The organism is Arthrobacter sp. USHLN218 (assembly GCF_037144715.1).
Lineage (GTDB): Bacteria > Actinomycetota > Actinomycetes > Actinomycetales > Micrococcaceae > Crystallibacter.
This window is the reverse complement of the sequence record NZ_JBBCYT010000002.1, coordinates 302,081-314,750: the sequence shown is the minus strand read 5'-3', so window position 1 is coordinate 314,750 and position 12,670 is coordinate 302,081. Positions and strand designations below refer to the sequence as shown.

At 66.5% G+C, this 12,670-nt stretch carries 10 protein-coding genes and 1 tRNA gene; 2 read left to right on the top strand and 9 right to left on the bottom strand.

Annotation, left to right across the window (positions count from 1 at the left end; translation table 11 throughout):
• Nucleotides 1–58: 58 nt before the first annotated feature.
• The 4 genes from WFH44_RS05125 to WFH44_RS05110 form a co-directional block, all read right to left on the bottom strand.
• The gene (locus WFH44_RS05125; RefSeq protein WP_336712271.1) at nt 59–1,762 is read right to left on the bottom strand and encodes a glycoside hydrolase family 10 protein; all 1,704 of its coding nucleotides are present in this window, start codon (nt 1,760–1,762) and stop codon (nt 59–61) included.
• 91 nt (nt 1,763–1,853) lie between these two features.
• Complete coding sequence (locus tag WFH44_RS05120; protein ID WP_336712269.1) at nt 1,854–2,960, bottom strand: GNAT family N-acetyltransferase; 1,107 nt, start codon at nt 2,958–2,960, stop codon at nt 1,854–1,856.
• A 9-nt stretch (nt 2,961–2,969) separates the two neighbouring features.
• Nucleotides 2,970–4,313 (bottom strand): extracellular catalytic domain type 1 short-chain-length polyhydroxyalkanoate depolymerase, encoded by a 1,344-nt coding sequence (locus WFH44_RS05115; RefSeq protein ID WP_336712268.1) that lies wholly within the window; start codon nt 4,311–4,313, stop codon nt 2,970–2,972.
• Nucleotides 4,314–4,690: 377 nt separating this feature from the next.
• On the bottom strand, nt 4,691–6,604 hold the full coding sequence (locus tag WFH44_RS05110; protein ID WP_336712267.1) for a glycoside hydrolase family 15 protein: 1,914 nt from the start codon (nt 6,602–6,604) through the stop codon (nt 4,691–4,693).
• 185 nt (nt 6,605–6,789) lie between these two features.
• On the opposite strand from WFH44_RS05110, the gene WFH44_RS05105 reads away from it, so the two are divergent.
• Nucleotides 6,790–8,205, top strand: coding sequence for an MFS transporter (locus WFH44_RS05105; protein ID WP_336712266.1), 1,416 nt, complete (start codon nt 6,790–6,792; stop codon nt 8,203–8,205).
• Between the two features lie 135 nt (nt 8,206–8,340).
• On the opposite strand, the gene rplA is transcribed toward WFH44_RS05105, so the two are convergent.
• The 5 genes from rplA to WFH44_RS05080 all read right to left on the bottom strand — a co-directional run bounded on the left by rplA (nt 8,341) and on the right by WFH44_RS05080 (nt 11,162).
• A complete protein-coding gene (gene rplA, locus WFH44_RS05100; protein WP_336712265.1) occupies nt 8,341–9,048 on the bottom strand; it encodes a 50S ribosomal protein L1 in 708 nt (235 codons plus the stop codon).
• A 127-nt stretch (nt 9,049–9,175) separates the two neighbouring features.
• Nucleotides 9,176–9,607 (bottom strand): 50S ribosomal protein L11, encoded by a 432-nt coding sequence (gene rplK / locus WFH44_RS05095; protein WP_264795631.1) that lies wholly within the window; start codon nt 9,605–9,607, stop codon nt 9,176–9,178.
• 126 nt (nt 9,608–9,733) lie between these two features.
• Nucleotides 9,734–10,597, bottom strand: a complete 864-nt coding sequence (nusG, locus tag WFH44_RS05090; protein WP_336712264.1) for a transcription termination/antitermination protein NusG — start codon at nt 10,595–10,597, stop codon at nt 9,734–9,736.
• A 110-nt stretch (nt 10,598–10,707) separates the two neighbouring features.
• Nucleotides 10,708–10,974, bottom strand: coding sequence for a preprotein translocase subunit SecE (secE, locus tag WFH44_RS05085; protein WP_336712912.1), 267 nt, complete (start codon nt 10,972–10,974; stop codon nt 10,708–10,710).
• A 115-nt stretch (nt 10,975–11,089) separates the two neighbouring features.
• Nucleotides 11,090–11,162: transfer RNA gene (locus WFH44_RS05080), tRNA-Trp, on the bottom strand.
• A 295-nt stretch (nt 11,163–11,457) separates the two neighbouring features.
• Here WFH44_RS05080 and WFH44_RS05075 point away from each other — a divergent pair.
• Nucleotides 11,458–12,666 (top strand): pyridoxal phosphate-dependent aminotransferase, encoded by a 1,209-nt coding sequence (locus tag WFH44_RS05075; protein ID WP_336712263.1) that lies wholly within the window; start codon nt 11,458–11,460, stop codon nt 12,664–12,666.
• Nucleotides 12,667–12,670 lie beyond the last annotated feature (4 nt).

Here is a 12,670-nt window from a genome sequence, read left to right as displayed (position 1 = left end):
TAGAGAAATTGGTATGGGATCTCCGCAATTAGCCGGCGGGAGCCTCACCATTGACCCGTCAGGCGCGGATGAAAACCGCCGATGCAGCTGCGGACTCCACCATCAGGTCGCTGAGGGCGACGACGACGTACCAGTAGGTGTGTCCGCGCGCCACCCCCGTGTCCACGAATTTCTCCGGGTTGCCGCGCCTCCGGTGGACCTGGCGCAGGGCGCCGGCCTGGGAGGGGATGTAGGCGCTGGAATTGGCGCCAGCCTCCCAGCGGTAGACGGCGTAATGCCGCGGCAGCGTTCCACTGGTGGCTCCGCGCCAGACCAGTTCGACGCCGGATCCATTCCACTTCGCGCTGCTGATCACGGGTGCGTAGGGGCGCTGGGCACCGAGGTGCGACATGACCGGGGTCATCGCGACCCGCCGGTAGAACTTGTTCTTGACCAATGTCATGCAGCCCAGCGCGTCGGCGCGCACGGACTTGGCGGAAAAGTAGACCTGTCCGGCCACCCTCGCCGTCGCCCGGCACTTGGCGCTGTGGTTGTAGAGCTCCCGGGCATCCTGCCAGTCCGCGCCCTGGGCCGGGTCGCCGACCTTGTAGGCGGCCTCGCCGATGTAGAGCTTGCAGTTGGTGCCCGCGACCTGCGCCGACCACCACTGGACCAGCGTGTTGTAGTCCGCCGCCGGATTTCCCTGGTGCCAGTAGAGCTGGGGAACGACGTAGTCGAGCCAGCCCTGCTTCACCCAGTTCCGCGAATCGGCGAAGATCCCGTCGTAGCTCTGGAAGCCGGACGTGGCCGAGCCGCGGCTGTCGGTGGAGCTGTTCCGCCAGATGCCGAAGGGGCTGATGCCGAAGAGCATCCGCGGCTTCGCGGCAAAGATACGCGTGCTCAGGTCCCGGACGAAGAGGTTGACGCTGCGGCGGCGGAAGTCCGCGAGGCTCTCCCCTGGGAGCTTGTAGGCGTTGTAGGCGGCGCTGTCCGCAATGGTCTGCCCGGCGACCGGATACGGATAGAAGTAATCGTCCAGGTGGATGCCGTCGACGTCGTACTTGGACACGACCTCCGCGATGACCTTGATGATGAAGCTGCGCACCGCGGGAAGTCCCGGGTTGTAATAGCGCCGGCCGCCATACGCGAAGGTCCAGCTGGGGTTCTTCCGCGCGGGGTGGGAGGCGACGAGGTCTGCCAGGCTGGCGGTCATGGAGGCCCGGAACGGATTGAACCACGCGTGCAGGTGCAGGTCGCGGGCGTGGGCCTGGCTGATGGCGTAGGCGAGCGGATCGTAGCCCGGGTTCCGGCCCTGCGTTCCGGTCAGGTAGCGGGACCAGGGCTCGCCGGCGGTCGAGGGCCAGAAGACGTCCCCGGACGGGCGGACCTGCAGCATCACGGCGTTGAGGTTCAGTCTGCGGGCTAGGTCCAGCCAGCCTCGGAGTTCGGTTTGCTGCACCGCGGCGGCCAGGCCGGCACGCGACGGCCAGTCGATGTTCACGACGGTGGAGAGCCAGAAGCCGCGGAACTCGTGCTTGGGCATGTCCGTGACGCGCGGCGCTTCACGCGAGGTGATCCGGTAGACACGGTTGATGACGGCGGCCGCGAGGCTCAGCTGGAGCGGGCCTTCCGGTCCGGCCTCCGTGACGGCCCGGGAGAGCCGCCCGCCGAGGAGTCCTGCGGCGCCGAGCACTGCCACGGCCGCCGCCGCCGTGAACTGGCGCCGCGAGAACGACGGTTCTGCTTGCGCTCTTAGGCTTGTTGGGATTTCCCTTCCGGTCATGCCCCGCTCCCCAACGTGGAAGGTACCGCTGAATCCACGTTACGCCCGGATCGGCTCCCGCTAAAGAGCGGCCGGATAACGGTTGGGGCGCTCAGGCAGCGGGTCCCGCCAGCCTCTTCTGCCAGGCGGCCTCGTGACCCACCGGCACGAAGCCAAGCTCCAGGTTGATGGCCAGCATGTGCCCGTTCTCGGAGGCGTTCCAGGTCAGCAGCCGGCGGGCCTCCGGCCAGATGGCGGCGGCCCGCCGCAGGTTGGCAGCCTTCACCAGCATGCCCAGGCGGTGGCCGCGGTGGGCGCCGAGGACCAGCGTGTCGTCCTGGAAGACCACCTCGGGTTGCTCCGGGTAGTACTCCAGCAAGGTGTGGCCCGCGAGCTCGCCGGTCGGGCGGTGCAGCGCCGCGGCCACGAGCGTGCGGGCTCCCTTGGCCCGCGCTTCCGCTTCATAGTGGCGCACCCGGTCGGCGTCCCAGCGCTCTTCCCCGTATTCCAGCCGGCCCTGCGGGATGTCGGTACTCATCCGCTGGCGCAGCAGGGCGTATTGGCCGACGAATTCAAGCGGGCAGCTGTCCTCCCACATGACGAGGCCGTAGTCCAAACCGGCCCGTTCCTGCGCGGCGGCCAGCAGCGCTTCGGTCCGCTCGGCATCGGGCGGCAACGCCAAGGCGGAAATCCGCTCGACCTGTTCCAGCACGAAGCCGGAGGCCAGGGCGAAGCGGACCGATGCCGACTCGGCCCGCAGCGCATCCGGGCCCGAGCGGGGCAGCACGGCCGTCGCGGAGGCCTCCGCCGGCAGTCCTGCTTGCTTGGCCCAGCTCATCAGCACCTTCCGCCCGGCGGCCGCGGCCTCCTGCTCGGCCATCCGGAGCAGCCTGGTGCCGATGCCGCGGCACCGGTACTCCGGATGGACCATCACGTGGACGAAGGCGTTCTCCAGGTTGTCCGCCAGCGGGAACTCCAGCAGTGCACGCCCGACATGCCTGCCGCCGACCTGCGCCGCCCAGAGGCGCGACACGGCGTAGCCGCTCGGCCGCGAGGACTCCAGACGCGTGGCGGGGCTGGCCCAGAAGTCGTTGTTGCCCCACGCCAGGCCATTGACCAGGTTGGCCAGCTGCGCGGAGGCAACGAAGGCCGCCGCGCCGGCGGATTCCAGCGAGTCCGGAACCGCCAGCGCGGCGATGCTGATGGAGCTCTGCGTCATCGATGCAGACTACCCCGCGCAGCCGGAGGCAACAATGAAGTATCCGGCGGCCGTCTCCCTCAGCGTGGTCACCGTGCTGTCCCCTTGGCCCATGTAGCCCTGGGAGCCGGCCGCGTAGTAGGGGTTGTAGGGGTTCGTGCCGTAGCTGACCGCCCGGCCCTTGGCCTTGTGTTCGGCGTTGGAGGCACTGCCGCAGTAGAGGGCGTCCTGGTCATTGCTGACGATGACGTTGGCCGCTGCGACGGCACTCTTGCCGGCCCGGTCCACGGCCGTGGCAGTAACGGCGGCCGTCCCGTTGGCCTGCCCGCTGGTGTCCCAGCTCCAGCTGTATGGCGCCGCCGAATCTGTGCCGAGCAGCCGGCCGCCCGCACGGAATTCGACCCGGTCCACTCCGCTGTCATCCGCCGCGTCCGCTTCGAGCCGCACCGTTCCGGACACCTCGGCGCCCTCCTGCGGGCTGAGCAGCTGCACTGTCGGGTCTTCGGTGTCCTCGACCGGCTCAGCGCCCGCCACCCGGCGGTTGTTCTCGAAAAAGAAGTCCGTGATGTAGGCCGGGTAGTTGATGCTGTTCGTGGTGACATAGCTGCCGCCGGGCCCGCCGCCCGCGGGCCAGTTGTGCCCCATGCCGGTGTTCTGGATCAGCGAGACCCGCGGCCCCTCGGCGTCCGAGTAGAGCGTCCCGGTGCCTGCGGTGTTGTTGCCGGCCAGCCCGGAGAGGCTGAATGGGCTGGTGGTCCCCGCGCCGTAGATCTCGGCCATGATGCCGGCATTGAGCACGTTATAGCCCGGAGCCACGGTGGTGTCGTTGCTGCCGTAGATGACGCTGGCCACCTGGGTCTGGAAGGCAGACCCGGTGCTGCCGGCAAAGTTGCGGCAGGTCTGGACTCCTGCGGCCTTGGAGACGGCGACGGAGCCGATCTGTCCCGAGGTGGTGCCGACGGTGGGACCGGCGTTGATCCCCACTCCGGCGAAAACATCCGGTGCCAGGCAGCCCATGACCATAGTTTCCCCGCCGCCGGACGAGAGACCGGAGATGTAGAGCTGGTCCTTGTCCAGGTTCAGGTCCTCACGCGCCAGCAGGCTTTGCGCCAGCTGCAGGAGATTGTCATCGTGCCGCGACGGATTGCTCCGGCTGTGGTTGGCATCGTAGTAGTCCCAGCAGCCGAGCAGCACGCCGCCGTTGGGTGCATCCGGCGCCGCAACCACCATGCCGTAGGCATCCGCTACGGCCTGCCAGTTGCCCGCGCTGGCCAGGGTCGAGGCGGTCTGGACGCAGCCGTGCAGGCTGACCATCAGCGCCCGTTTTCCCGCCACGGCCGGGGCGGTTGCCGGAACGTAGAGTTTGACGCTCATCCCCGCAATCGATTCCGTTGCCCAGGCCCCCGGGGATGCAACACCCGCGCCGCCGGTCCCGGCGCTGCAGCCTGGCAACGACTCAAAGCCCGGAGGACAGGCCAGCGAACCTGCGGAAGCCCCGGCCGGTGGAGTTCCTACAGCCAAAACAGCGGCCAGGCCAACCGCTGCAGCCCCCGCCGCCAGGATTCGGATCAAAGGTTTAACAAACATTCCAAGTCCTCCGCTCAACGCCATTGTCGCCACCCCAGACTAGGAAGCCCTTAAGGGTGCCGACAATGGCCAATTGTGCAGAGCAGGACTGCAGCGCTGCAGGGTACCGACGTCCCTGCAGCGCTCTTCCCGGCGACGGCCTAGGACAACGCCGTTGGTGCCGGTCAGGTGTTTTCGGCGGCCTGCGCCTCTTGGGCAGCTGCCTGCGGGGCAGGTACGGGCGGGGCCGGCCTGGCCGCGGCGGAGGGCCTCGCATCGAGCTGGCGGTTGAGCGTGATCGCAGCGTCAATGAGGGAGAGATGGGTGAAGGCTTGCGGAAAATTGCCGATCTGCTCGCCGGTGAGAGCGATCTCCTCCGAATACAGCCCCAGGTGGTTGGCGTACGTCAGCATCTTTTCGAAGGTGACGCGCGCCTTGTCGAGCTGGCCGGCCCTGGCCAGGGAGTCGACGTAGGCAAACGTACACAGGGAGAACGTGCCCTCGGAACCGCGGAGGCCGTCGGGGGAGGCTTCGGGATCGTACCGGTAGACCAGGCTGTCGCTCACCAGCTCGCCGTCCATCGCCTGCAATGTCGAGAGCCACATCGGGTCGGTCGGGGTGATGAACCCGACCGAACTCATCCGCAGCAGCGAAGCATCCAGGACATCGGTTTCATAGTGCTGCCGGAAGGCTTTGCGGGTCGGGCTCCATCCCCGTTCCATGATCTGGTCGTAGATTGCGTCCCGTTCGGCACGCCAGCGGTCCAGAGGGGCGGGACGTCCGTGGCTTGTGGCCAGGCGGATGCCCCGGTCCAACGCCACCCAGTTCATCAGCCGGCCGTAGGTGAAGTCATGCCGGCCTCCCCTGGTCTCCCAAATGCCCTCCTCGGGCTGGTCCCATTTCGCACACACCCAGTCCAGGAGGGAGCGCACCTTCTGCCATCCCTGATGTCCCATGACGAGGCCGTGCTGGTCGGCGAAGTAGATGCTGTCGAGCGCTTCGCCGTAAATGTCGAGCTGCAGTTGTCCGGCCGCTCCGTTGCCGATGCGGACCGGGCTCGACCCCCGGTAGCCCTCCCAGTGCTCGATGACCTCCTCTACGAGGTCGCTGGAGCCGTCGACCCGGTACATGATGTCCAGCGGGCCGCTGCCGCTGCCGGCTTCCTGCTCCTCGACCCGGTCCTTCAGCCAGCGGCCCAGTGCTGCGGCTTCCTCCGTGTATCCGAGGCCGAGCAGGGAGTAGACCGAGAAGGAAGCATCGCGCACCCAGGTATAGCGGTAGTCCCAGTTGCGTTCCCCGCCGACCTGCTCGGGAAGCCCCGCCGTGGGGGCCGCCACCAGGCCGCCGCTCGGCGCGTAGGTCATCAGTTTGAGCGTGATCGCGGAGCGGTTGATTGTCTCGCGCCAGCGGCCCGAGTACGTCGACAGCCCAACCCAGTGCTTCCAGAAGGCTACGGTCTCATCGAACAGCTGCTGCACCTCGGCCACCCGTACCTGCCGGATCGGACCTGCCGTGCCGGTCTCGAGGATCAGGCCGCGGGTCTGCCCGGCCCTGAGACTGAGCTCCGCGTGCACGTCACCATTCTCGTCCGCACCTCCTTTGGCGAGTCGCTCGTCGTCCGGCTCGCGGACGACGTGCATGGTCATTGCCGTCCGAGGACCCTCGAAAACGGCGCCGTCAGCGGTCAGGTGCGTCTTATGCGCCTCGCGTGCGTAGTCGAAACGGGGCGCGATGTCGAAGGCGAAGCTCATCTCGCCCCGGACGCAGCGGATCATCCGGACCAGCCGGTGCCTGTCCGACGCCACAGCGCCGGTCACGGGCATGAAGTCGATCAGTTCGCCCACGCCTGCCTCGCTCATGAACCGCGTGACGAGGATCGCCGTATCGGGAAAGTACAGTTGCTTGCTCGCGAAAACCTCCGCCGTCGGTCGCGTCCTGAGATGGCCGCCACGCTCGTGATCGAGCAGGGCCCCGAAGATGCTCGGCGAGTCGAACCGCGGCGCACAGAACCAGTCGATGGAACCGTCCGTGGCCACGAGTGCCGCGGTCTGGAGGTCTCCGATGAGGCCGTGGTCTGAGATGAGCGGGTAGCCAGACATCGGGATCCTTTCGCTGAAAGTCGGCGCCTGCCATCGGAAGGCAGGAATCGCACCCTCAGTATCCGGCCGCGCCGGTAGCGGCGAATCATCCGCAGCGGGTGATGCCACCCGCCCGTGGCTGCGGCCACACTCAAGGTGCAGCGCCCAGTGGGCGACGGTCCAGTTCCGCGGAAGGCGGGAGCCGCATGAGCGGAAGCAGTGTTTCGCAACGCCCGTCGAGCGCCCTGCGCAGGGTGCTTGTTCCGCTTGCCCTCGCCCAGTTCATCTGCAGCTTCGCCGGCTCGAACATGAACGTCATGATCAACGACATGAGCGAGGACCTCAACACCACGGTGCAGGGCATCCAGACGGCGATCACGATCTTCCTGCTCGTCATGGCCGCGCTGATGATCCCCGGCGGGAAGTTGACCGACCGTTACGGACGGAAGCGGTGCCTGATCGTCGGACTCGCCGTCTACGGGGTCGGCGCCCTGATCAGCGCAGTCTCTCCAAATCTGGGTGTCCTCATCATCGGAAACTCGATCCTCGAGGGCATCGGAACCGCACTGCTGATCCCGCCGGTGTACATCCTCACCACGTTGCTGTTCACCGAACTCACCTCGCGGGCACGCGCCTTCGGGGCGATCAGCGCGATGGGAGGTGTCGGCGCGGCTGCGGGGCCCCTGATCGGCGGCCTGATCACCTCCGCGATCAGCTGGCGGGCCGCGTTCGTCTTCCAGGCGCTGATCATCGTGCTGATTATCCTGCTCAGCCGCCATATCAAGGATCCCCTGCCGCCGGACCCGTCGAGCGTCTTCGATACCGGCGGCGCCGTCCTGTCGGCTGTCGGCCTCATTCTGGTCGTCATGGGCATCCTGGCCGCGGACAACAGCACTTGGCTGATGATTTCCCTGCTCGTCGCCGGCGCTCTCGTGCTGCTGTGGTTCTTCCTCTCGATCCGCGCCAAGGAACGTGCCGGGAAGGAGCCGCTGCTCTCGACGAGCCTGTTCCGCAACCGCACGTCCAACCTTGGCCTCGTGACGCAGAACATCCAATGGCTGGTGCTGATGGGGACGTCGTTCACGGTCGCCGCCTACCTGCAGGTGGTGCGCGGCTACAACGCCATCGAGACCGGCGTGATCTTCACGGCGGCCACGGCAGGACTGCTGCTGTCCTCCTTCGGAGCCGAGCGCTTCGCGAAGCGGCGGGCGCAGCGGACCCTGATCATCCTGGGCTTCGCCTTCACGGCCGGCGGCATCGCGCTCCTGCTCGCCATGGTGGGCAACTCGTCGACCCCCTGGGCTCTCGCGCCGGGCCTCTTCCTGATCGGGTTCGGCATCGGGGTCATGCTGACCCCTTCGGTGAACATCGTCCAGTCCAGTTTCAGCGAAGACCAGCAGGGCGAAATATCGGGCCTGTCCCGCAGCGTGTCGAACCTCGGCTCTTCGCTCGGCACCGCGATCGCCGGAACCATCCTCGTTGCGGGCCTCAGCCACGGCGGGTACGCCGCCGCCATGGCCGCGCTGGCGGTCGCCGGGATCATCGGACTCATTGTCTCTGTATTCCTCCCCCGCGGCAGGATTCCGGGAACCTCGGCGGTGGACCAGCCCGGGGCCGCCTGAAAGCCGCGCGCGGCCAGCGAGCCCGTGCCCTCGCGCATCCGGCGGTGCCGGACCTGCATGCAAGTTCCGCACCGCACATGCAAAAAGCACCCGCAGCCGATATGGCTGCGGGTGCCTTTGTGCGGCAGTAGTGCGTTACGCCGCGGTGACGACCTTGGTCACGTTCGGGTCGACGGAGATGCCGGGGCCGAAGGTGGTGGACACCGTGGCCTTCGAGATGTAGCGGCCCTTGGAAGCGGACGGCTTCAGACGCAGCACCTCTTCCAGCGCGGCGGCGTAGTTCTCGGCCAGCTTCTGGGCGTCGAAGGACACCTTGCCGATGATGAAGTGGAGGTTGGCGTGCTTGTCGACGCGGAAGTCGATCTTGCCGCCCTTGATGTCGTTGACAGCCTTCGCCACGTCCGGGGTAACCGTTCCGGTCTTCGGGTTCGGCATCAGGTTACGCGGACCGAGGACCTTGCCCAGCCGGCCGACCTTGCCCATCAGTTCCGGGGTCGCGACCGCGGCGTCGAAGTCGGTCCAGCCGCCCTGGATCCGCTCGATCAGGTCATCCGAACCCACGAAGTCGGCGCCCGCGGCGATGGCTGCTTCAGCCTTGTCGCCGGTAGCGAAGACCAGCACGCGGGCGGTCTTGCCGGTGCCGTGCGGGAGGTTGACCGTGCCGCGGACCATCTGGTCGGCCTTGCGCGGGTCAACGCTCAGGCGGAATGCGACCTCAACGGTGGCATCGAACTTGGAAGGGTTGGATTCCTTCGCCAGGGTGATCGCCTCGAGCGGGGCGTACTGCTTGCCCGCCTCGATCTTGGCTACAGCTGCCTCATATGCTTTGCTGCGCTTTGCCATCTGCTTTTTCTCCTTATGCAGTTGTGGTCTGCGGACCGCGCCCGGCCCTGCCACAACGACGGCGACCCGCGGGTCATGCGGAAGGTTCCGCCGTCGTTCTTTGTATTGTCTTGTTACCGCTGGGGACTTAGCCCTCTACGGTGATGCCCATCGAGCGGGCGGTGCCGGCGATGATCTTGGCCGCGGCCTGGATATCGTTGGCGTTCAGGTCTTCCATCTTCGAGGAAGCGATTTCCTCGACCTGGGCCTGGGTCAGCTTCGCGACCTTGACGGTGTGCGGAGTGGCCGAGCCCTTCTGCACGCCTGCAGCCTTCTTGATCAGCTCGGCGGCCGGCGGGGTCTTGGTGATGAAGGTGAAAGAGCGGTCTTCGTAGACCGTGATCTCAACCGGGATCACGTTGCCGCGCTGGGATTCCGTGGCGGCGTTGTACGCCTTGCAGAATTCCATGATGTTCACACCGTGCTGGCCAAGTGCAGGACCGATCGGCGGGGCCGGGTTGGCGGCGCCTGCCTGGATCTGCAGCTTGATGAGGCCGGTGACCTTTTTCTTGGGGGCCATATCGGGTCCTTCTCTTCTTTGCGTACCGGAGGCACAGGAGCGTGCCGGCGGTGGTTGGCCACCCTGGCGAGGTGGCCGGCCGCGCAGGACGGGTAAAGCGGGCCGGCCTGCGCGAAGTTTTTAAGATTAGTGGATCTTGGTGACCTGGTTGAACGAGAGCGTCACCGGGGTTTCGCGCTCGAAGATGGTCACCAGCACCACCAGCTGCTGGGACTCCGGCTTGATCTCGGAGATCGTGGCCGGGAGGGTCTCGAACGGGCCGTCGTTGACGGTGACCGACTCGCCGACCTCGAAGTCCACAGCGATCGGCGCAGCGGCCTGGGCTGCCTTCGCCGGCTTACCGGCTTCCGGCTTGGCCGCGGTCACGGTGTGCTCGAGCATGGAGAACACTTCGTTCAGGCTCAGCGGCACCGGGTTGTGGGCGTTGCCGACGAATCCGGTCACACCGGGGGTGTGGCGGACGGCGCCCCAGGAGGCGTCCGTCAGGTCCATGCGGACGAGGACATAGCCGGGGATGCGCACGCGGTTGACGATCTTCCGCGTGGTGTTTTTGATCTCCACGACCTCTTCCATGGGGACCTGGATCTCAAAGATGTAGTCCTCCATGTTCAGGGTCTGGATACGGGTCTCCAGGTTGACCTTCACACGGTTTTCGTAGCCGGCGTAAGAGTGGATGACGTACCAGTCGCCCGGCTGCCGGCGGAGCTTGGTACGGAAGGCTTCGACCGGATCTTCCTCCGGCTCGGTTTCTTCGGCGGCAGGCTCCTCACCCTCGCCGGTTTCTTCTGCGGCGGCCTCGGCGTCATCGCCGGACTCATCCTCAGCGTCAGGCTCCTCGCCCTCGCTGGCTTCATCGGCGTCGGCGTCGGCAAGGTCCTCGGCAACGTCGAAAGCCGGCGCCTCATCGGCGCCGGTCACGGTGGCCTGATCCGGTGTCTCCAGATCAGCGGTTTCCTCGGTGTTCTGCGACTCGAGTTCCTGCTCGGACACTTAGCTTCCTGCTTTCTTCTTCAGCTCTGGTTGGTTCGCTCTGCCTGCCTGCCAGGCCCGCGCGTTGCCCGCCGTTTCCGGTACGAACGGCAGAATCCTGAGCAAGGACGCTACTGTTCCGGCGCTCCGCCACCGAAGATGAACATTGCGCCCTGACCGAAGACGAGATCCAAGACTGTCACGATCAGCATCATGATGATGACGAAGCCAATCACCACGAGCGTGTAGTTGAGCAGTTCCTTGCGGGTCGGCGTAACGACCTTCTTCAATTCCGCGATGACCTGGCGGATGAAGAGGATGATCTTGCCGAAGAATCCACGCTTTTCGGGGCTCTTGCCCGACGGGCGTCTCGAGCTTCCGGCAGCCGTTTCGGTCAACCTGTGCCTCACTCATCTAGTCCGGTAGCCGGTGAGCCGGTCCGCGACCGGCAGCACCGCTGGCGTCACGCCATGACTTGCTTGAACTGCTGCTTCCCGCCGAGACGGTAATGCGCAGGGCAGACAGGACTCGAACCTGCAACCTGCGGTTTTGGAGACCGCTGCGCTACCAATTGCGCCACTACCCTTTGGGTTGATCCACGAGCGCCGCAACCTTCACAGGCACGGCACATCATGGCGTTCTTCAACACCGGAGATCAAGTGTACGTCAGGGAATCCCTTTCGTCGAACCGACCTCGTCCTCCCTTCAAAGGGGGACTCTCCATTATGCAACATTTCCGGCCCAGCACCGAACCGGCTTCCTCGGCCGCGCCTGCCGCGCACATGCCGCTTCCTGCCGCTTCCGGTCACGCGGGACAGGCGCGGCGGCAAAGCTTTAGACTGGCCGGGAACAGTTTTGACGCTTAATCAGACGGGAAATCCATGCCTGCCACCGCGCGCATCTCACAGCGCATCGCCGCCATTGCCGAATCCGCCACCCTGGCTGTCGACGCCAAGGCCAAAGCGTTGAAGGCAGCCGGCCGCCCGGTCATCGGGTTCGGCGCCGGCGAGCCCGACTTCCCTACTCCGGACTACATCGTGGAAGCAGCGATCGCTGCTGCCCGCCAGCCGAAGTTCCATCGCTACTCCCCCGCCGGAGGGCTCCCCGAGCTGAAGCAGGCCGTCGCGGAGAAGACCAAGCGTGATTCCGGGTACGAGGTGGAACCCGCCCAGGTGCTCGTGACCAACGGCGGCAAGCAGGCCGTCTACGAATCCTTCGCCACCCTCCTTGATCCGGGCGATGAGGTCCTCGTCCCGACCCCCTACTGGACCACGTATCCGGAGGCCATCCGGCTTGCCGGCGGCGTCCCCGTCGAGGTCTTTGCCGGCCCGGAACAGGGGTACCTCGTCACCGTGGACCAGCTGGAAGCGGCCCTGACCGAGCGGACCAAGATCCTGCTGTTCGTCTCGCCGTCGAACCCCACCGGCGCCGTGTACTCGCCGGAACAGGTCGCCGAGATCGGAAAGTGGGCCGCGTCCAAGGATCTCTGGGTCATCACGGACGAGATCTACGAGCACCTGACCTACGACGGCATGCCCTTCACCTCCATCGCTACGGCCGCCCCGGAGCTGGGCGACAAGGTGGTCATCCTCAACGGCGTGGCCAAGACCTACGCGATGACCGGCTGGCGTGTCGGATGGATGATCGGGCCCAAGGACGTCATCAAGGCGGCGACGAACATGCAGTCCCACGCCACCTCCAACGTCGCCAACGTGTCGCAGATGGCGGCCCTGGCTGCGGTTTCCGGGCCGCTGACCGCCGTCGACGAGATGAAGGTCGCCTTCGACCGCCGGCGCAAGGCGATGGTCACGGCACTCAACGAGATCGAGGGTGTGGAGTGCCCGACGCCCAAGGGCGCGTTCTACGCCTACGCGGACGTCCGCGGGCTCCTGGGCAAGGAGATCGGCGGCGTGCGTCCGGCGACATCGGCCGAGCTGGCGTCGCTCATCCTGGACAAGGTCGAGGTGGCGGTGGTGCCGGGCGAGGCCTTCGGTCCCTCCGGGTATGTCCGCCTGTCCTACGCCCTCGGCGACGAGGACCTGGCCACCGGCGTCGGCCGTCTGCAGGAGTTCCTCGGCACCGCCAAGTAGGCCC

Bases quoted from the DNA above. Each gene is read 5' to 3' on its own strand.
- WFH44_RS05125 (WP_336712271.1), bottom strand. From the start codon at position 1,762: ATGACCGGAAGGGAAATCCCAACAAGCCTAAGAGCGCAAGCAGAACCG.
- WFH44_RS05120 (WP_336712269.1), bottom strand. From the start codon at position 2,960: ATGACGCAGAGCTCCATCAGCATCGCCGCGCTGGCGGTTCCGGACTCG.
- WFH44_RS05115 (WP_336712268.1), bottom strand. From the start codon at position 4,313: ATGAGCGTCAAACTCTACGTTCCGGCAACCGCCCCGGCCGTGGCGGGA.
- WFH44_RS05110 (WP_336712267.1), bottom strand. From the start codon at position 6,604: ATGTCTGGCTACCCGCTCATCTCAGACCACGGCCTCATCGGAGACCTC.
- WFH44_RS05105 (WP_336712266.1), top strand. From the start codon at position 6,790: ATGAGCGGAAGCAGTGTTTCGCAACGCCCGTCGAGCGCCCTGCGCAGG.
- rplA (WP_336712265.1), bottom strand. From the start codon at position 9,048: ATGGCAAAGCGCAGCAAAGCATATGAGGCAGCTGTAGCCAAGATCGAG.
- rplK (WP_264795631.1), bottom strand. From the start codon at position 9,607: ATGGCCCCCAAGAAAAAGGTCACCGGCCTCATCAAGCTGCAGATCCAG.
- WFH44_RS05075 (WP_336712263.1), top strand. From the start codon at position 11,458: ATGCCTGCCACCGCGCGCATCTCACAGCGCATCGCCGCCATTGCCGAA.